Below are 18,612 nucleotides of genomic sequence, written 5' to 3' on the forward strand. Positions count from 1 at the left end.
TGCGCAGGCTTCCGTCTTCCATTCCAAAATATTTTTTACCATTTTGTTCTATCCATCTTGTCTGGCGGATTCCATCTGTATCAAAATAATATCTTTTATTGCTAATCAGCCTAAATCCGGTTAACACTGCGCCATCTGCACCGCAAAAGTAATAGTTGCTGTCTGCATACAACCAGCCATTTGTATGTAATCTCCCGTCTTCCATTGCAAAGTATCGTTTGCCTTCACAAGAAACCCACCTCGTCTGACGTGTTCCATCCATATTAAAGTAATACTTTTTCCCGCTTATTATCTGCAACCCGGTTAATACTGCGCCGTCTTTACCACAAAAATAATAATTACTGTCTGCATACAGCCAGCCATTTGTGTGGATACTCCCATCGTCCATTCCAAAGTATTTCTTTCCATTTATCTCTATCCATCTTGTCTGCAATACACCATGTTCATCAAAAAAGTATGGTTTCCCATCTATTGTTTTCATACCGGTTGCCGCCACACCGGTTTCATCAAAATACTTTCTTCCGTCATCCGTATCCTGCCAGCCTGATAATTTTCCTGATTCAACTCTAGCCGGCTTTTTTATCGCAGTATCTCTATTTTGGTCAATACCGTTTCCTGTATAACTATTTGATTCCTGAGAAATGTAATTATCTGTATTTTCGTCCTCCTGAGCTCCTTCCACTGCATTATGCTCATTATTATCTGCTATTTCTTCATAATTCCCTTCACTATCGAATTCATAAGCTCTATTATCAATAGTTACCGAAACATTTTCATAACGGGAACCGGTCTTCAAGTCAAAATAATAGACCTTACCATCAACTTCTTGCCATCCTAGTTGTGCGTAACCTTCTTCGTCAAAATAAAATGTCTGGTTCTCAATGGCACGTAGGCCTACCGCTTTTTCTCCGTTCTCGTCAATATATATCCCTGTTCCAGCTGCAATATCTCCAATCCATACATTAACCCGAAGTTCTTCTGAATTATCTGTTTCACTGTCCAAAAGAGGCTCTTTTGCCAAAGCTGTAAACGGCAGGCTGCTGACACAAACTCCTATAAGAAGTATAGCCATTATTTTCTTCAACGATTTTTTCATAGTTTCCCTCCTCATACCTCTATGATTTTGTTCCAGGCAATATAATGAAGCACTTTTAAACATAAAGCCTCTCCGGATAAGCATTGTCCGCAATCAACTTATGTATTGCAGCCACCACAGCTTCTTTATCTTCTTTGTATGTTACTCCAAACCATACATCTGATGATTGCAAGACCTTCACTTCCATTTTATTATTCTTCACCTGTTCACCGATGATTGTAGGAAGTAGGTACTCGCTTTTCAAATCATTCTCATCAAGAGTATTCAGAAATTTCTCGAATCCAGCCTCAAGTATCTCAAAGAAATCCGGGAAGCCTCCCCACATGTTCATTGATACTATTGATTCCAAATCAATTTCCCTTTCGTTATCACACCCAATAACTACCGCCTTATCTCCTTTTCTTTCTATATTATGTGTCTCTACGATGCTCTCGAGAAGGTCCTCCTCCCCCACAGTACATATTCCTCTTGTTACACCTCCATTGTCACTTAATGTGTTTTTAAGTATAAAACCAACCATACACATTTTTTTCTTAGGATTTTCTTTATAGGCATTAGTCAAATAATCATTTGCCTTTATAAATGCTTCTTTTCCATAATAATCATCCGCATTAATAACTACAAATGGCCCATCAGAAATACCTTTGCAGCATAATACGGCCTGCCCTGTCCCCCATGGTTTCTTTCTGTTTTTCAATTTATTTTTGTATGCCACAGGAATATCATTCACTTCCTGGTAAGCATAATCAACATCAACTACCTTTTCTATTCTATTTCCAATAATGTCCTTGAAGTCTTTCTCCAAGTCCCTTCTGATAACAAATACAATTTTATCAAATCCGGCCTTCAGTGCATCGTAGATAGAATAATCCATAATAATCTCTCCACCCGGTCCAATTGGCTCCAGTTGCTTGATTCCTCCTCCGAAACGGCTCCCAATACCCGCTGCCATAATTATTAATGTTGCTTTCCCCATCTGAATGCTTCCTCCTGCCATGCTACTCTAATATAGCGTCAATCTTATTTTTAATTTCTTCCACTTTGCTCCAATCTGGAACTGTTACATACAGAGGAGCCTCCTTGTAAGAATAGCACCACTGCTTTCCTGTATCATCTCCCGTTGCGGCCACAGACTCTATGTCCCATCTTTTACCGTCACTTAACTGCATACGAATTAAAGATTTTATCTGCTTCTCAGACATGTTAGTTTCTGAGTTTCCTGCCACACTGTTAATCATTCCATTAGCGCGGAATAATATCATAGGCGACATCGCTTTCTTTATCAGAGAAGTCAGCAGAGCTTGCTGGTTTTTCCCTCTTTGATTATCCCCTGTGGGAAGATTCTGCCTTTCCCGCACAAAGGCCAATGCTTCCTTCCCGTTAAAGTGATTCTCCCCTTTCTTTACATCCATAACCAGACCAGAATCATTACTTGTTGTAAAAGCAAGTTCCGATTCTACATCTACACCACCCATTACATCAACAATCTCCTCAACAGAAGTAAAGTTTACCCTTACAAAAAATGGTATCGTTGTGTCATACAAATTTTCCAGCGTAGCAATAGAAGTGTCAATTCCATATATCCCCGCATGCGTTAACTTGTCACCCTCCGCTCCTGATACACCAGGTATCGTCACATAATAATCCCTGGGTGTTGTGGTTATCAACACTTTGTGTGTACCCGGATTTACGGTGGCAATCAGGTTTACATCACTCCTGCTGTTCTGTGTGATATCACCGTAAACATCAATCCCGCTTATATAGACATTAAATGGCCTATCCTTAACCGCTATTCCATGTTGTTCCGTGTACCGTCCACTCTCTTCTCCAATAGCAATTCTATCCAATGCTGCATTTGCCTTTAATGCATACACTCCCAGAAAAGCAAAGAGTATGCTAAAACATATGCCCAGCCCTTTTCCGCTTCTTTTCTTCTTGCTTCTTTTATATCCACGGCTTGACATAAGCCGGGTCAAAAGCAGTAATATCAGCAGTATAACAGCAAGCAATATCATAAATTTGTACGGTATGATGTTAAGAATACAAAGCGCCGCAAGCAAAAACGCAGAAGCCACAAGCTGTATGAGCCATACAGCCTTGTCCACTGCTCCTGCTTTTCTTTTTTTATGTTTTTTTTTAGTGGGCCTTTTCATCTGCTCAGGGTCTTCGTTCCATTTATGTGATTTGATTATCTTAAGCTGTTCCCTGTATTCCATAAGACATAACAACTCCAATGCATTAATTCTATTTATACAACTTATTATTTATTATAAACTAATCTACTATTTCTGGCAACAAACAACTATTCTCTTCTGATAATTTCCTCAACGTAATCAAAAACTGCGTCTATACTATATATTTGCTCTGATGAAGAAGAGCGCAATGTTCCGTTTAGACTATAAACATCTTTTGTTATAGTGAGACTAATTTCTTCATTTTCATCGTACAAATATGCATACCTATATAAAATAGAATAATCAAAATCTGGATACGCAAAATGCCCCAGGTTCGAATACAAATCAGCCAAATATTGATTTTCATATTCCACCCACCAGACCCCTGGCAAAGATAGATAAGACTTGCTCCCCTCTTTTCCGAGTCCGGAAATATTAGCATTAAACCCGTCTTTTGAACAAAAATAATCCATCGCCTTTTTTACGCCATCTAAATCTGAGGAAGTTATGAGCCCATCATCAAATGTATTATGATATTCCATTATAAATTTAGCGTTAATAGCTGCATGAACTGTATCCTCAAGTACTTTATCTATTTGTTCTTCTCTTTTAGGCGTATTAATGCTTTTATTATCTTTCTCATCCCATCCTTCGTAAAATACCATCGGCCAATAATGCCACATAATAGTATTATCCTGATTTATTATCCACTCCTCTTTAAATGAACTCATGAGATCTTTGATTCGCTTATAATATTTATCGTTTGAGGTTAATTTATATAATTCTATTAATGACAATGCATAATCATTTTGTTGATTCCACGGAAGTTCTATTCCATCAAGATAGAAACAACTACCTTTTCTCCATGTGTAATGTCCTTTTCCATCATACTGCTCATTAAAATAGTCATATGCTTGTTCAGCAATGTGAACAATTTTATCCTTTGTTTCATCTGATACAATATTATAGTTAGCTGCTTTAAGTAATGAATATAATATTTGTCCATTGTCCACTAAATCTGAGCGTGGTGTCCGTTGATCCAAAGAATATTTTTTGGTAGACCAAAGAAACTTTGGGGCATCGACAGTATTTATGCCCAAGTATTCATTCCTTACACTTAATATGTTTTCAACAGCCGCGACAATAGTTGCCTCTACCTCTTTATTCCCGGTCTTCTTATATATTTCTATTAACCCTTCAAGGCGGGCAGACTCATTCCAGGATATACGTCCGGCAAAATCATTGGCAGCCGAAAATGGTTCTCCATACTGGAATTTATAATAATTATAGATTGCATTCAATAAATATTTACCATTTCTATTTCCACTTGCAGTGATTAAGGTATAACCATCCACATTTGCATAGGCTTCCAGTAAATCATCATTTTCTTTTATATCCAATATCTTTTCTATTCCCGAAACCAAATCTATCAGGCTAACGCCAGTTTTATTACTGTCCCCCCAGCTTTGCAAGAGAATCTCTTCATCATTTAAGATACCTGCTTCCTTAAAATATATCCCCGTCTTATCAAAAATTGGTGTCAATTCCTTTTTATCCAAATTATATTTATATAGCGTACTGACATTCTTCTCTAAATCCAGATTGCTGAATACCAGAAAAGAGTTTGTAAGAGCCAATACATAGCATATACCCCCCCTCGTATATTTTAGACTTGTTTAATACTATCTCTGATTTTGAATTAGATTCTTCAAAATAAGCGTAAGCATAATCTCCTTTGTCATTAATTTGGGGAGTATATTCAATTCCCATTTCATTATTTGTCATCGGTCTTCCATTAATATACAGGTCCGGCATATCACCTTTAATCACTCTGGATTCTATCTGATTAATTTTATTTTGTGATACAGAACTTTGGTAAAGAATTGAGTTTGAAATATCCCTCATTCTTTTATTTTCGTAAAGAATCTCACAACAGATAATCACTGTTAAAAGAAGCACAATTGCAGTGTTCCATATTCTTCTGAACATTTCCACCACCTCCATAATACCTAAAATAAATGAATCAATCCTTTTTATTATAAACTGATTATATCTATTTGCAATAATATATTTGCTTATAGCACTTTACATGTATAACAAGTATAAGAATGGGGTTGACGTACTTATTGCGTCAACCCCGTCTTACTTATCTGCTTGTCTTTTTATATTTCTTATTAGAAAATACAACTATAGCCGAAAGAACCAACAGTAACCCCCAAACTATAATTCGGGATTCGTCTGCCGTCTTGGATGCCTTTGTCTTATCTTCTTTGTCCGACACTTTTACCTGGACGGACGCTTTTGATGTCTTATCAACCGTCCCACCAGAGGCTGCTTTTCCATCTGCGTCTGAACTTTGCGTCGACGGGCTGCCTCCATTCTGGCCCGATACAGGCCCGGAACCTTCCGGACTCCCTGTTGACGGTGTACTTACTGTACCAGAAGATGGATTCGAGCTGCCAAGCAGATTGCCGCTTCCATCCTGCACTCCTACGTCATTGCCAGGGGGCAGCACATCGTTGCCGGGCCCGCCATCAGGTGCCTCCTGCTGGTTCCCGTCATCAGCCGTATTTGTCCCTGCATCATTCAATGCGATAACATACGGCGAGAAGCCGGTGACCTCAATTGCCACGGTACCATCCGTTACGGTTGAATGATACGTTTCAAGATATGTCTTACCGTCCCTCTCTGCATAATGCAGCACCACTGCTTCCTTACCATTGTGCCCTGCATCGACGCTGAAGCTGAGCTGTACCGCTTCGTCTTTGCCCAAATCTTTGTCAAGACTGATATCATAGACGCCGAGGATGGTATGGGTCTTTACAGGCTCTGTCAGCGTGCTGTAAGTATCACTGCCTTTATCAATGACCTCTACCTTAAGAGATGCATCGGCAGGGATGGTTCCGCTCACCTTGATGCCATTCTGCTCATTTTTCACCTCGACCGTCTTGTCAGCATCGTTTCCAGAACCGTTGTTCTGCGACGAATCCGGACCTGGTTCTGCTTCTGGTCCCTCTCCGTCCGGAGCATCCGCATCCGGGATATCCGCGTCTGGCTTACCGTTGTCCGGCTGCCCATTATCTGGTTCATCTACGTCTGGTTTCTCCGTATCCGGCGTCTGCGTGTCTGGCTTTTCAATGTCCGGTGTCTCTGTATCCGGGCCTGGTGCTTCGTCTTTCAACACCTTCACCGTCGCCTCCGCATACTTGGACGTATCGACCGTCGATGCGGCCCTGACTGTCAGGCTCTCTGCCGTCTCATCCGTGCCTATCTGGAGTTTCCCGGTGCCGTCTATCTTCGTATCAGTACTCTTGGCACCTGCAACGCTCCAGGACACGGTCTGGGCCGGACTTCCTGTTCCGGCAACCGCCACGCCAAATGTCCTTGAACTGCCTGCCTTCAATTCGACTGAGGCCGGATTGATGCTGACTTCTGTCACTGTAGTCTTCTCGTTTACCGTAATCTTCTGTGCAGCTGTCTTCGTCACTCCATCGGCAGTATACTGTATTGTGACACTTGTCGTTCCTTTTGTGAGAGCCTCTGTCGGGAAGGTAATGTTCTTCGTCACATCGGACTCCGTACCGTCGCTCCACTTTGCCTTGACAGCCATACCGGAGACGTCGAACTTCTCTCCTTCCGTATATACCGTCTTTGCCGGAGGCGTGCTTATGCTGATTGAGCTAAGCGTCTTTGGCACAGCCGTATCGCTTCCCTTGTTCACGACAGTGATATAATCTGAGGAAATGAATGCATACATATTGTCAAAGTTATATTCTCCGACACCCGCGCTCACAGCAGTCCTGCCGGAATTCAGCACCGCGTCGCTCTGAATCTTGTAAAAAGAGCCCGACGCCTGTGATTCCTTCAGCAATACCGCATAGCTTGTGTGGGTTCCTGTCTTATAAAGTACATTAGAAGATGTACTGTTGGAACTTCTCACATCCACATTATTGCCGCTTCCATATAGTGTATCCTTGATTCCTATCGTATATTTCCCGGAATCCTTGCCGCCGCCGGATGCATCCAGCGTATACATGACAGCGGCAGCTTTCTCACCCCAGAATGGATCTGACGCGTACTTCACGTTCATGCCGCTGCCCTTATTGCCAAGGAATCCTCCTCTATATCTGGAATCATTCGGATACACATATCCTCTGGACATCCAGCCGTTGGCAAACTGGCGGATGCACTCATCCACACTGGCGTATGTATCGGCACTTGTCCCGGGTGAACTGTCAACTGCGTTGAGCCCGAACAAGTTATTCTTGCTCTGACAGATTGGGCTTGTCCCCCATCCGCTTTCATTGGCCGCGATGCCGGCCATGACGAGTGCATTTATGCCATATGTATTCTGCTGGTTGATGAACTGTGTTCCTGTATTCCTCATCTTCGACGAGGAAGAAGTTGCCTTTCCATTGATAGCGCTGCTCAATTGCGCTGCGCTGTATCCTGTCCTGCTTCTGAGCGGCAGGTACTGGAAATAATTATAATATGGATTATTCGCATTTACGGAATGGGAGCGTGTATTCTTCTGATAATCCGTAATCATCGTTCCATAATTCGTGTAAAAATAATGTCCGTCATAGCTGTAATATGTAGTGCCGCCACTCAGATACGACGGTGCCGGCCCGTTGTCCAGCGTGGATGCATATCCCGGTGTCGTCATATCACCCACAACGCCGTGAATCAGCCTGCCTCCTGATACATAGTAGCCGCTGACGACTGCTGTGTCAGAAAGTCTCACCACCTGTACTTCATTTGCCGAGACAAGCCCTATGACACCTGACATCATAAATTTTACTTTGCCGTTCTCCATACCAAGGTATGCCCCATCTGCTCCATAGGCGCCGTTCGTATAGCCGGCGTTGCCGGACGCTGCCTCTGTATAATTTGTGACCGCATTACCTTTCGTATTGAAATTTACAACAAGCTCATTGGACGCCGACCTGAAATACTGTGCATTTCCGCCGTTTTCAAACGTTCCGTCTGAATCGTCCACTTCAAAGACGTTACCGTTCTCATCCATTCCGGTAACTTTCTCGAGACGCTGTGCGTTCTCATCTTTCATTCCCGATACTGCAGACGTCTGCTCCCCTGACGTTCCTTCTGCATTGCTTTCCATGCCGAACACCATCGTGGTACTCAAGCACAGGAAAAGCGAAAGTATCAGCAACTTTCGTTTTTTCGTCAATATTCTCCCTCCTTAAAACCCTTATTAATTCGTTTTGTAGATACTGATACAGATTAAACATATCATTATTTTACAAATTTTTCAAGTAAATACCATATTTTGCTATTGGTCTATTTTTTCTATCAAAACGCCGGGAATTGTTATCGTCCCACCCATTGTGGACTTGTAGCTTATCGTTCCCACAGATGTACCATATATAGTGACATGGTCATCCTCCAGCACTCTGCTTGATACCGTATCAGGAGAATAGGAACCATATACGATCGTATCATAACTGTCATTCACCGCCAGCCTGATCTGGATATCGGATCCACCCTCCATTACCTGCACCACTTTACCGCTGAATTTGACCTTTTCCCCTTCAAAGTCATCCGGCGTCCTGGCGAGCTGCTCATACGTAATACCAGTTTCATATCCCTGTGCTTTCTTCGCCTCTTCGGCCGCCTTCGCCGCATCTATCTGGCTCTGGCTCTGTTTCGCAAGCTCCTGGGCTTCTTTATCCTCTTGCGTGCCGTTGTATTTCTCATGCAGTTCTGCAGCCGCGGTTATAACTTCATCCCATTTCTGCGCTTCGTATGAGTTCTTAATTGACACAAGCATGGAAGCAGCTCCATTTTTCAGTTCTTCGTTTTCAAGTTCAAGCGTATTGATCTTATCCTTCAAGGTTGTATTTTCCGTGCAGACAGAATTATATTCTGAAGTCACTTCACTATATCTGCTATTTGTCTTGGCAAGCTCACCTTTTACCTGATAATATTTGACCGCGTAAACAGCCAGAATGATGACCACAATACCCAACGCCAGCTTCAGCCGATGTTTTTTCAAAACGCTCATGTCAAACCGCTTTTCCCCACTCTCGGCCGGCTTACTGTCCCCCTCTTCTTCTGGCTTTCCGCTCTCATCACCGGTTTTTCGTGCTTCTGTTTCCTCATCTGACACTTTCGCCTCTTCTTTTGCCTCGTCTGGTACTTCCTCACTTGCTTCTTCTGATGCTTCCTCCGGTATTTCCTCAGTTACTTCCACTTCCTCAAGCTTTTCCTCGGATGCTTTCTCAGGCTCCTGCGCCGTAACGTTACCAGAGCGTACCTCCGTACCACAGGCATCGCATGTTACCGCATTCTCATCCAATTCTTTACCACATTTTGTACACCACATATCTTACCCTCCTCATTTAAAAATACTTAGAATGCCTCCCATTTTGTCATAATTCAATATAATTTTATCATATATTCTGACACTTTTCATCATTTTTCGACATTTTTTTCTATTTACGAACGAAAATAAAAACCCGCCATTCCCCATTTATTATGGGAGGCGGGTATATGATACTCTTGTTTAAACGGGCGCTCACTGCATGAAGGCGAGCGCTTTCGCAAAGCCGACGATGGTAAAGGAATCGATAATCTCTCCATCCCGGATACAGGCCTTGACCTCTTCTTCCTCAAGGAACAGCAGTTCCTTTATCCCCTCTTCTTCCTGCAGACGGGTGGCATCACATGACGTATTCCTGCTGAGGAAGAAATGATTGGCCGTACCAGAGATGCCGCTGTCTAACGTCGCTGTCCCGAGAGAGTGGAACACTTCTCCAGTTCCGGCAATCTCTTCGAGGAGCTCCCGCCGGGCGCCTTCTTCCGGCTCCTCTCCCGGCTCAAGAAATCCCCTTGGGAATTCCAGCATGGTCTTCTGCAGGTTAGGGCGGTATATTTTCAGAATGATATATCTGCCTTCCGCGGTGACCGGAACGACTACTGCACCGCCATTTACCGATTCGATTCTGATTCTGCCCTTCTCGTCAAACACCTGGTAGAATCCGTTGTTATACACTTCTTTCATTTCTATTCTCCCTGATTTTGTTTATTTGGAAAGCGTCTTCCGTCTCGTGAAGTATCGTATGTTTCTTCTGATTCGTCAGCTTATGTGCCTCACGCGATGCATCGATGAGTCCGATGTTATATTCTTTCTCCAGCGGATGGGATATCTTCTGGCTGATGAGAGAGATTCCGCCCGTAATGACGGTATCCGCCAGCGGTGCAAGCAGTTCATGAGGAGAAGGGACGAAGTTAAGCCCAAAGCTGATAATCCCCTTTGCCGCGTTCTCGACTTTCGAGCGGATAGTAAGCTTATGACCCTTCTCCTTCAGACTGGTATAATCCCGAGAAATCATCGCTGCTGCCAGCTTATTGCTCTCCTGGCAGTAGTTGTAAAAATACCACGTCATCTCCTTCGGGTCATTCTTCTTTAAAGCGTCCAGGTATCTGGCAAAACTGTCAATCTCTCTGATTGCCAGTATCTCGCCGGCGCCGAGCCGCTCCAGCACCGCTGTATAGAACATCAGCGGATGGTCGCACGATATGGTATCCTCGTTTATCAGATCTTCTGACTGGTAACAAATCTCGTGCAGAAGCTGTGCTTCGATATCTGTATCATCTGCAAGGTGGAAAAACACCTTCTCCGGGCTGAGCAGTTCACTGGACAGCAGACGCTCTGGATATGCGGAGGCGACATTGAGAGAATTAGGAATATTGAAGCTGTATATGATATCTGTATACTTCTTTATCACCTGTCTCGCCGGATCTGCCGGGGCGTACTGCTTCTCAAGATAATGATAGACAGACTGCCTTGTCAGCGAATGCCGCGCCTTCATTGCATCCAGCTCACCTGCAAATTTCTTCGCCTCTTCATCGGATATAGGAAGCATATCCATAGAAGCGTAGATTTTATCACCAAAGTTCTGCGATATCTTCTCTTTATCCCACTGAATCGTCTTCTTAAAATCATAGAGATCCAGAATACGTTTCAATTTATCCGCCTCAAGACCATCATTCAGCGTATCGCTCTGCTTGAAATGATGCAGCAGATCGTTCATTTCTGATATATCCGAACGTGCGGTCAATACGATCAGCCCTTTTTCCAGCAGCTCCCGGCCTTCTTCCAGAAGGAACCTGTGCAGATGGGCATTGTTGAGAAGAAAGGAATCTGCAATCAGAACCCTCCGGTAAATCAGCAGATAGAATTTTAAAATAGTAGTAAATTGTCCGTAGGTCATATGGCCTGTAAAAACATCATCTGCAAAGATGAAGTAGGCATCCCTTACATCAGGTCTGCGCTTTGGCCATCCTGTCAGCCTGTTACGCATGGCTTCCTCCCGTCTTATCTTTCGTCTGTGTATCTATTATAGAATGTTTCTGCCATATGCGCAAGACCGCCCCGTCATTCGGTCAGATGGGGACATCCGCCTGCAGGCACGTAATTGCGGCAACCCCTACGATATCCTGGACGCCGCAGCCTCTGGACAGGTCGTTGACCGGCCGCTTCAGCCCCTGCGTAATAGGCCCGTACGCTTCTGCCTTAGCGAGCCGCTGCACGAGCTTATAGCCGATATTGCCGCTGTTCAGGTCCGGGAATATGAGCACGTTCGCCTTGCCCGCCACACGGCTGCCTCTGCACTTCATCTCTGCTACGCTCTCGTCGATTGCGGCGTCAAGCTGCAGCTCTCCGTCAATCTTAAGATTCGGATATCGTTTCTTCACCCGCTCTTTCGCTGCGATGACCGGCGCAAGCCTTAAGTTACTGGCACTCCCCTTTGTCGAATAAGAAAGCATTGCCACGACAGGCTCTTCTTCTGTAATCTGTTCAAAGCTTCTTGCAGATGCCACCGCTATATCTGCCAGCTGTTCCTCATCCGGATACTCTACTAGCCCGGAATCTGCAAACAGGAACACCCCGCCGCTTCCATATGTACAGTCAGGTACTGCCATGAGGAAGTAGGCGGATACGGTCCGGATTCCCGGCGCGGTCTTTACAATCTGCAGTGCGGGGCGCAGCGTGTCTCCGGTGGAGTGGCATGCCCCTGCCACCATGCCGTCCACGCTGCCATCCTCAACAAGCATCGCGCCATAGTACAGCGGATTTTCCAACAGCTTCGCAGCCTGCTCTTTGGACAGGCCTTTCGACTTACGCAGCTCATACAGCCTCTGCACATAGCCTTCATATCTTCCATCGTGTCTGTAGTTAAGGATGCTTATGCCGGCTGCTTCTATCCTGTCCTGGTCCGGCAGCGGGCTCGTCCCGTCTGACAGCAGTACGACTTTCGCCAGGTGCTGCCGGGCTATCTCGACTGCCGCCTGTGCAACTCTTTTATCATAGCTCTCCGGCAGGACAAGTGTACAGTTTTTCTCTGCCGCTCTCTTTTTAATCTGTTCTATCAATTCCATCTTATCATTTCACCTCGTTTATGCACAGCAGGCAAGAGGACGATATGCCCCTTGCCTACTCATATAGATTCCCATAATTCGTCTCGATACTGTCTGCCACTGCAATTACGCTTGCATCGATTGGGCCGTTGTGGCCGCATCTCGCCGCCTGCCTGGCAGAACCGCCCTCCTGTATGACAAGCACCAGATCCCCGATGCCGGAATCGGTGTCCGCCCCGTCGACAGCCACCATCTCCGGCCCGTACAGTTCTCCTGACAGACTGGCGGCTCTTATAATCAGCAGTTTCTTCCCCTTATAGTCTCCGTGTTTTTGTGTGGATACGATATTTCCGACCACTCTTGCTATCATCATGCCCCGGCCCTCCTGCCCTTAAGACGTACACGGCCTATCCTGTATACATATCATCTATGATAGCTGTGATTCCTGCATCGCAGCACGCCTGAGGATTGGGAAGACAGAAGGCTCCTTCTTTACTTTTTGCATAGATGACGGTCTCGCCGATGCCGCTTCCGACAGCGTCTCCTGCCACAAGCGGGCTCCCGGTGCATTCACCTCTGGAATCCACAGGCTGTATCACCATCAGCCGCACGCCTTCCAATAACCTGTCTTTTTCTGTTGCCACAACTGTTCCGATTACCTTTGCAATCTGCATCTTCCCGCCTCCATGTCTGCACCGTCTTATTCCGGGTCCCTGTCACTGCCCTCATATTTTTCAAATATCTTCTTCCCGTTGATATCTATATGATCCACCACGGCCATAATCGTAGCATCCACCGGCATATTTGCCGTCACTTCCGTCTGCCTGGCAGAGCTTCCGGCTACGACGAGAACGACTTCCGATTCTCCGGCTCCCACCGCATCGACGGCCACCACCGGCCTTCCTTCGTCCTGAAGCGTCAGCAGGCTTATTGGCTGCACGACCAGCAGCTTCAGGCCTATAAGCCTCTCTTCCTTGCAGGTGCATACTGCGTTTCCAACTATCTTTGCCGCATACAAGGCAACACCTTCTTTCAGCCTGTTCTAATACTTATCAGTTACAACGATATCCACTCTTCCTGACGGACACTTTTTCGTACAGTTACCGCAGCCGACACAGGCATGTCCCGTTTCATCCTGTCCGCTTACAGCGCCTCCGGCGATAGAGATGCCGTTGCTCGTTCCGATGCGGGTGGCTCCCGCTTCAATCATCGCCTTTGCAGTCTTATAGTCTTTCACTCCTCCAGATGCCTTTACGCCCATATCTTCTCCTACCGTCTGACGCATGAGCTTCACATCGGAAACCGTGGCTCCTCCCGTCGAGAATCCCGTGGATGTCTTTACAAAATCCGCGCCCGCCATTTTTGCGATGGCACAGACTTTCACCTTTTCTTCATCTGTCAGCAGGCAGGCTTCGATGATTACCTTCACCAGCGCTTTGCCGCGTGCCGCAAGCACGACATTCTCGATATCATCTTTGACAAATGCCCAGTCCTTTGATTTGACAGCGCCGATATTGATAACCATATCCACTTCATCCGCGCCTTTTTTGATGCTGTCTATCGTCTCCTGCACTTTTGCTTCCGTGCTGGCGGCTCCCAGAGGGAAACCGACGACGCAGCATGTTTTTACCCCTGAGGCGGACAACTGCTCTGCCACAAGTGGTACATACGACGAATTTACACAGACAGAAGCAAATTTATACTCTTTTGCCTCATCACATATCTTAATAATCTGCTCTTTCGTCGCGTCTGCCTTCAAAAGCGTGTGATCTATATACTTTGCCAGGTCTGCCCCTTCTTGTCTCTGTCCTGCGCCGCTGCTTATATCTGACGAGACTTTGTTATAGACCTGGTCTGTAATTTCAGCTATTAATTTCTCGATATCCATATGTACTTACACCTCTCGCTTCACTATTTTTTTACAGCTTCCTTCTCTTTCTTTTCTTCCGGCCTGGGAAGGATACCTTCTACATCGGCATGCGGACTTGCAATGACGTGTACGCTTACGAGCTCGCCCACGCGTTTTGCCGCAGACGCTCCAGCTTCTACAGAAGCTTTTACCGCTCCTACATCTCCGCGTACCATGACAGTCACAAGCCCGGAACCTATCTTCTCTTTCCCGATCAGCTTTACATTGGCTGCCTTTACCATGGAATCAGCCGCTTCGATTGCCCCTATCAGTCCTTTTGTCTCTACCATTCCCAATGCTTCATTTCCCATTGCTTTACCTCCAAATACGTATTATGCTATACTTCTTCGGGCGCCGGCTTACACCGGCGCTCTTGATTACTGGGGAAGGATTCCCTCCACATCGGCGTGCGGTCTCGGAATCACGTGTACCGACACGAGCTCTCCGACACGTTTTGCCGCCGAGGCGCCGGCCTCCACAGATGCCTTCACAGCGCCCACACCTCCGCGCACCATGACGGTCACGAGCCCGGAGCCTATCTTTTCTTTCCCGATCAGATGTACATTGGCTGCCTTAACCATTGCATCCGCTGCTTCGATTGATCCTACCAGTCCTTTTGTCTCTACCATTCCCAATGCTTCTTTTTCCATATGTCTCACCTCATAATATTTTTATATGTCATTTAATAGTTACCTCATTACAATTACAGAAGTGACTGATACATGTCCCCGTGCAGAGATGGAATCACTTCGATATTCAATAGCATCCCTTCTGCACGCAACTGTCTCCGGGCAGTCTCTGCAGCGGTCGTCACATCGCTGACGCTGCCGGTCACTATGACGAAGGCTTTGCCTCCGAGCCCTCGGCCAAGCCGTACTTCAATCAGGTCGATTGCCGCGCTTTTGACCGCATGGTCCGCAGCCAGTATGGCACTGGCAAGGGAGAAGGTCTCAATCACCCCCACCGCCTCTTTCTGCTCAGGCGCCGTGGTCCTCATAACCGCAGGTATCACGTCAGGATCTATGCTGGATATTATGATAGAGTCTACAACCTTGTCCCTGCCGGCTCTTTTTCCTGCCTCTACAGCAGTCTCGACACTTGAAGTATCTCCTGCCACAAGCAGCACATATTTGCCCGGGCAGACAGGCTGGGCCATGACAAGTTTAACATCTGCCGCTTTTAACATCTCGTCGCCGGCAGCCACTCCTGACGCGATACTGTTTAATTCTACTGTTCCTATAGACAATCCCATGTTTACACCCCTATCCCTTGCTGATCTCTATGTACTCTGCATTTACCGCCGTCACTGTCCCCTTCAAGGATGCATGAATGTCTGCACCTAAGGAACCGTCCTTCATGCTGCCGATACACTGTCCCGCTTCCACCATGTCTCCTTCTTCCACCACAGGCACGCATGGCGCCCCGATATGCTGCTTCAGAAGGATTCTCACCGTACCGGGCGTCTCCATGACGCCTGCATAGCGGATATCCACATCGTATGGCGTCAATCCCATCCGCTGGACCAGCCGTTTGGAAGGAACTTTCGACTCATCCCGGAAGGCGTTGACCGCCCCCGGTTTTTGGCTGCTCTTTACCTTTTTCGCCAGAAGCTCCTGCCTGACCGCCGTGACGAACCGGCCGGGCGACAGACCCATATTGCAGCCCACATAAGTGCACAGGCCGCAGTTGCAGCAGCCGAGGGCTGCCTGGCCGTCTGCCAGCAGTCCTGCGTTGTGAAGTGTCAGCGCCTGCATAATCTTGTGCGGCTGTACCCCAAGGCCCAGATTGCTTCTCGGGCAGATAAGCGTACAATAGTTACACTGGCAGCAGGCTGCTTTTGCTATCTTTAACTGATGGTCAAAGTCGTCTGTCTTCTTCTGCACGAGCATATGCTCTGACGGAAGGATGATGATACCGTTCGTCGTCTTCGTCACCACTTCCTGTTCGGGATAATCAGATACCCGTCCCATCAGAGGCCCGCCCAGAATCATGGCATACTCATCCACAGTCGTACCTCCCGCCAGCGCAAGAAGATACGGGATTGGCGTGCCGATTGGCACCATCGCCGTAAACGGAGAGTGCACCTCCCCTGCCACCGTCACCATCCTGCCTGTCACCGGCTGCTTTTCTACCGCCTGCGAAATCTGGTACAAGGTCTGCGCATTGAGCACCACGCACCCTGCCTTTATCGGAATATCTCCGACGGGAATGACTCTTTTCGTGACTTCATAGATAATCTGCTGTTCATCCCCCGCCGGATAGTAGTTGTCAAGCAGATGCAGCGATATCTTTTTCTTGCCTCCTATGGCCCGCTTTAACTTTTCAACTGCCTTCTCGTTCTTATGCTTCACTGCGATGACAGCTCTGGAAGCTCCAGTGATAAAGAGAACACTCTCCATACCGCTCACGATCTCGTCAGCATATTCTTCCATCAGATACTTGTCTGATTTGATAATCGGTTCGCATTCGGCACAATTGGCTATGACGGTATCCGGGCTGCAGTCCAGCTTGACATGTGTAGGAAAGCCTGCACCTCCGGCACCGATAACACCGGCCTTCCTGATTTTATCTAACAACTGTTCTTTCATAGGCCACCTCTCTACACGATGCGGAACGATCCGTGAAGCGTACACCGTCTGGATCTTGTAAAATTTTTGGCAGAGGTCAGGCCTTCACCTGTCGGTGTCGCAATCGTAAGCGTCGTATATCCTTCCCCGTCTATCCCAAGTCCCGCGTAGGATGGGGCATTTTTCACAAAGATTGTCGTATCGGCTGCGCGCGCCATCTTCGTGAGATTATTTACATTCTCCGAATGCATCATGGCCGTATGGTGGCATCCGTTCTCGGCAATCACCGCCTTTTCTATCGCCTCCTCCACCGTCGCGACTCTCGTCACAGGAATCACCGGCATGAGCATTTCCGTCATGACGAGGGGATGCTCAAAAGGCACTTCTGCGATGATAATCTTCGCCTCCCTGTCTGTACGGATTCCTGCCTCTTTCAGTATGTACGAGGCATCTCTTCCTACATATTTCTTATTTGGCGCGTATGATCCGTCTTTTGCTGTAATCATTACTTTCTCGACGATTGCAGACAGCTCCTTTTCATCGGCCAGATAGGCGCCTTCCTTTACCATCTCCCGAATCAGTTCATCCGCTACGCACGACTCCACCAGGATTTCTTTTTCTGCGATGCACAGGATACAGTTTTCATAGTGGGCGCCCTTAACGATATCCGCTGCCGCCTTCTTGATGTCGGCCGTACCGTCTACGACGACCGGCGGGTTACCGGGGCCTGCCGCTATGCATTTCTTCCCTGTCTTCATCGCCGTCCGAACGACCGCTTCTCCCCCCGTTACCACGAGAAGCTTGACGAGCGGATGGGACATGATTACAGAACTCGTATCCAGAGTCGGCTCTTCTGGCGCGCACAGGAGGTTATCCGGCCCGCCCGCTCCTACGATTGCCTCATTCATGATTCTAATTGCCAGTAGGGACGACTTTTTCGCCCCCGGGTGCGGATTAAATACGACAGCATTACCACCTGCGACCATGCCGATTCCGTTATTGATTACGGTTGCCGTAGGATTCGTCGACGGCGTAATTGCGCCAATCACCCCATATGGGGCCATCTCTGTCAGCATCAGCCCGTCGTCGCCACTTGCGGCCATCGTCTTCAGGTCTTCTATCCCCGGCGTCTTATCTGCTGCCAATAGATTCTTGGCCACCTTGTCCTCCACATGCCCATATCCCGTCTCATCATGTGCGGTTTCCGCCAGCCTGCGCGCGTTCTCTCTCGCCGCGGCACGCATGGCTTCGATGAACCTTCCCCGGTCCTTGAGGGAATATTCCATCAGCCTTTTCTGTGCATTAGACGCCGCCATAATCGCACATTCCGCATCTTTGAATATGCCATGCTCTCCTGCCGTCATATGTGCCGGCGAAGGACTATCTCCCTTTAACTCGTTTTGCAGATCCAGGATGTACCGGGATATCTGCGAGGTAGATATTTCCATGCCTCTGACCTCCGTTCTTTTTCGTATTTTAAAT

18 protein-coding genes and 1 pseudogene are annotated in these 18,612 nt (G+C 46.8%); all 19 read right to left on the reverse strand.

Going from position 1 to position 18,612, the window contains the following annotated elements; translation table 11 throughout:
* On the reverse strand, positions 1–1,096 hold a 1,096-nt coding region (locus HJV72_RS07030), incomplete at its 3' end, for an N-acetylmuramoyl-L-alanine amidase family protein (protein WP_442899292.1).
* A 55-nt stretch (positions 1,097–1,151) separates the two neighbouring features.
* Positions 1,152–2,072 (reverse strand): sugar phosphate nucleotidyltransferase, encoded by a 921-nt coding sequence (locus HJV72_RS07035; protein ID WP_208069825.1) that lies wholly within the window; start codon positions 2,070–2,072, stop codon positions 1,152–1,154.
* A gap of 22 nt (positions 2,073–2,094) precedes the next feature.
* Positions 2,095–3,312: an LCP family protein gene (locus HJV72_RS07040; protein ID WP_208069827.1), complete on the reverse strand. Its 1,218-nt coding sequence runs from the start codon at positions 3,310–3,312 to the stop codon at positions 2,095–2,097.
* An 86-nt stretch (positions 3,313–3,398) separates the two neighbouring features.
* Entirely contained in the window at positions 3,399–4,907 is a 1,509-nt protein-coding gene (locus HJV72_RS07045; protein WP_208069829.1) for a hypothetical protein, read from the reverse strand.
* A complete protein-coding gene (locus HJV72_RS07050) occupies positions 4,837–5,259 on the reverse strand; it encodes a hypothetical protein (protein WP_208069831.1) in 423 nt (140 codons plus the stop codon). The genes HJV72_RS07045 and HJV72_RS07050 overlap by 71 nt, the downstream gene beginning before the upstream one ends.
* A gap of 157 nt (positions 5,260–5,416) precedes the next feature.
* Positions 5,417–8,461: a glucosaminidase domain-containing protein gene (locus tag HJV72_RS07055; protein ID WP_208069833.1), complete on the reverse strand. Its 3,045-nt coding sequence runs from the start codon at positions 8,459–8,461 to the stop codon at positions 5,417–5,419.
* Between the two features lie 102 nt (positions 8,462–8,563).
* On the reverse strand, positions 8,564–9,616 hold the full coding sequence (locus HJV72_RS07060; protein WP_208069835.1) for a zinc ribbon domain-containing protein: 1,053 nt from the start codon (positions 9,614–9,616) through the stop codon (positions 8,564–8,566).
* 192 nt (positions 9,617–9,808) lie between these two features.
* Positions 9,809–10,294, reverse strand: coding sequence for an NUDIX hydrolase (locus HJV72_RS07065; protein ID WP_208069837.1), 486 nt, complete (start codon positions 10,292–10,294; stop codon positions 9,809–9,811).
* Positions 10,278–11,597 (reverse strand): hypothetical protein, encoded by a 1,320-nt coding sequence (locus HJV72_RS07070; protein WP_208069838.1) that lies wholly within the window; start codon positions 11,595–11,597, stop codon positions 10,278–10,280. The genes HJV72_RS07065 and HJV72_RS07070 overlap by 17 nt, the downstream gene beginning before the upstream one ends.
* Before the next feature lie 82 nt (positions 11,598–11,679).
* Positions 11,680–12,675 (reverse strand): phosphate acetyltransferase, encoded by a 996-nt coding sequence (gene pta, locus HJV72_RS07075; protein WP_208069841.1) that lies wholly within the window; start codon positions 12,673–12,675, stop codon positions 11,680–11,682.
* Positions 12,676–12,730: 55 nt separating this feature from the next.
* Positions 12,731–13,027, reverse strand: coding sequence for a EutN/CcmL family microcompartment protein (locus HJV72_RS07080; protein ID WP_208069843.1), 297 nt, complete (start codon positions 13,025–13,027; stop codon positions 12,731–12,733).
* Between the two features lie 34 nt (positions 13,028–13,061).
* Positions 13,062–13,328 (reverse strand): EutN/CcmL family microcompartment protein, encoded by a 267-nt coding sequence (locus HJV72_RS07085; protein ID WP_066574592.1) that lies wholly within the window; start codon positions 13,326–13,328, stop codon positions 13,062–13,064.
* A 26-nt stretch (positions 13,329–13,354) separates the two neighbouring features.
* Positions 13,355–13,672 (reverse strand): EutN/CcmL family microcompartment protein, encoded by a 318-nt coding sequence (locus tag HJV72_RS07090; protein WP_066574590.1) that lies wholly within the window; start codon positions 13,670–13,672, stop codon positions 13,355–13,357.
* A gap of 147 nt (positions 13,673–13,819) precedes the next feature.
* Positions 13,820–14,440 (reverse strand): annotated as a pseudogene (gene deoC, locus HJV72_RS07095) (deoxyribose-phosphate aldolase); the annotation flags it as partial.
* Between the two features lie 125 nt (positions 14,441–14,565).
* Positions 14,566–14,874, reverse strand: a complete 309-nt coding sequence (locus HJV72_RS07100; protein WP_066574587.1) for a BMC domain-containing protein — start codon at positions 14,872–14,874, stop codon at positions 14,566–14,568.
* Between the two features lie 66 nt (positions 14,875–14,940).
* Positions 14,941–15,213: a BMC domain-containing protein gene (locus HJV72_RS07105; RefSeq protein WP_208069847.1), complete on the reverse strand. Its 273-nt coding sequence runs from the start codon at positions 15,211–15,213 to the stop codon at positions 14,941–14,943.
* Between the two features lie 53 nt (positions 15,214–15,266).
* Positions 15,267–15,815, reverse strand: coding sequence for a BMC domain-containing protein (locus HJV72_RS07110; protein ID WP_117771631.1), 549 nt, complete (start codon positions 15,813–15,815; stop codon positions 15,267–15,269).
* Between the two features lie 10 nt (positions 15,816–15,825).
* Entirely contained in the window at positions 15,826–17,151 is a 1,326-nt protein-coding gene (locus HJV72_RS07115) for a 4Fe-4S dicluster domain-containing protein (protein ID WP_208069849.1), read from the reverse strand.
* Positions 17,152–17,162: 11 nt separating this feature from the next.
* Positions 17,163–18,578 (reverse strand): aldehyde dehydrogenase family protein, encoded by a 1,416-nt coding sequence (locus HJV72_RS07120; RefSeq protein WP_208069850.1) that lies wholly within the window; start codon positions 18,576–18,578, stop codon positions 17,163–17,165.
* Between the last annotated feature and the right edge of the window lie 34 nt (positions 18,579–18,612).

Origin of the sequence: Extibacter sp. GGCC_0201, from assembly GCF_017566055.1 — a bacterium.
Lineage (GTDB): Bacteria > Bacillota > Clostridia > Lachnospirales > Lachnospiraceae > Extibacter.

Excerpts from the sequence above, each read along its gene's own strand:
- HJV72_RS07035 (WP_208069825.1), bottom strand. The coding sequence starts at position 2,072 with ATGGGGAAAGCAACATTAATAATTATGGCAGCGGGTATTGGGAGCCGT.
- HJV72_RS07040 (WP_208069827.1), bottom strand. The coding sequence starts at position 3,312 with ATGGAATACAGGGAACAGCTTAAGATAATCAAATCACATAAATGGAAC.
- HJV72_RS07050 (WP_208069831.1), bottom strand. The coding sequence starts at position 5,259 with ATGTTCAGAAGAATATGGAACACTGCAATTGTGCTTCTTTTAACAGTG.
- HJV72_RS07060 (WP_208069835.1), bottom strand. The coding sequence starts at position 9,616 with ATGTGGTGTACAAAATGTGGTAAAGAATTGGATGAGAATGCGGTAACA.
- HJV72_RS07065 (WP_208069837.1), bottom strand. The coding sequence starts at position 10,294 with ATGAAAGAAGTGTATAACAACGGATTCTACCAGGTGTTTGACGAGAAG.
- HJV72_RS07070 (WP_208069838.1), bottom strand. The coding sequence starts at position 11,597 with ATGCGTAACAGGCTGACAGGATGGCCAAAGCGCAGACCTGATGTAAGG.
- pta (WP_208069841.1), bottom strand. The coding sequence starts at position 12,675 with ATGGAATTGATAGAACAGATTAAAAAGAGAGCGGCAGAGAAAAACTGT.
- HJV72_RS07080 (WP_208069843.1), bottom strand. The coding sequence starts at position 13,027 with ATGATGATAGCAAGAGTGGTCGGAAATATCGTATCCACACAAAAACAC.
- HJV72_RS07085 (WP_066574592.1), bottom strand. The coding sequence starts at position 13,328 with ATGCAGATTGCAAAGGTAATCGGAACAGTTGTGGCAACAGAAAAAGAC.
- HJV72_RS07100 (WP_066574587.1), bottom strand. The coding sequence starts at position 14,874 with ATGGGAAATGAAGCATTGGGAATGGTAGAGACAAAAGGACTGATAGGG.
- HJV72_RS07105 (WP_208069847.1), bottom strand. The coding sequence starts at position 15,213 with ATGGAAAAAGAAGCATTGGGAATGGTAGAGACAAAAGGACTGGTAGGA.
- HJV72_RS07110 (WP_117771631.1), bottom strand. The coding sequence starts at position 15,815 with ATGGGATTGTCTATAGGAACAGTAGAATTAAACAGTATCGCGTCAGGA.
- HJV72_RS07115 (WP_208069849.1), bottom strand. The coding sequence starts at position 17,151 with ATGAAAGAACAGTTGTTAGATAAAATCAGGAAGGCCGGTGTTATCGGT.
- HJV72_RS07120 (WP_208069850.1), bottom strand. The coding sequence starts at position 18,578 with ATGGAAATATCTACCTCGCAGATATCCCGGTACATCCTGGATCTGCAA.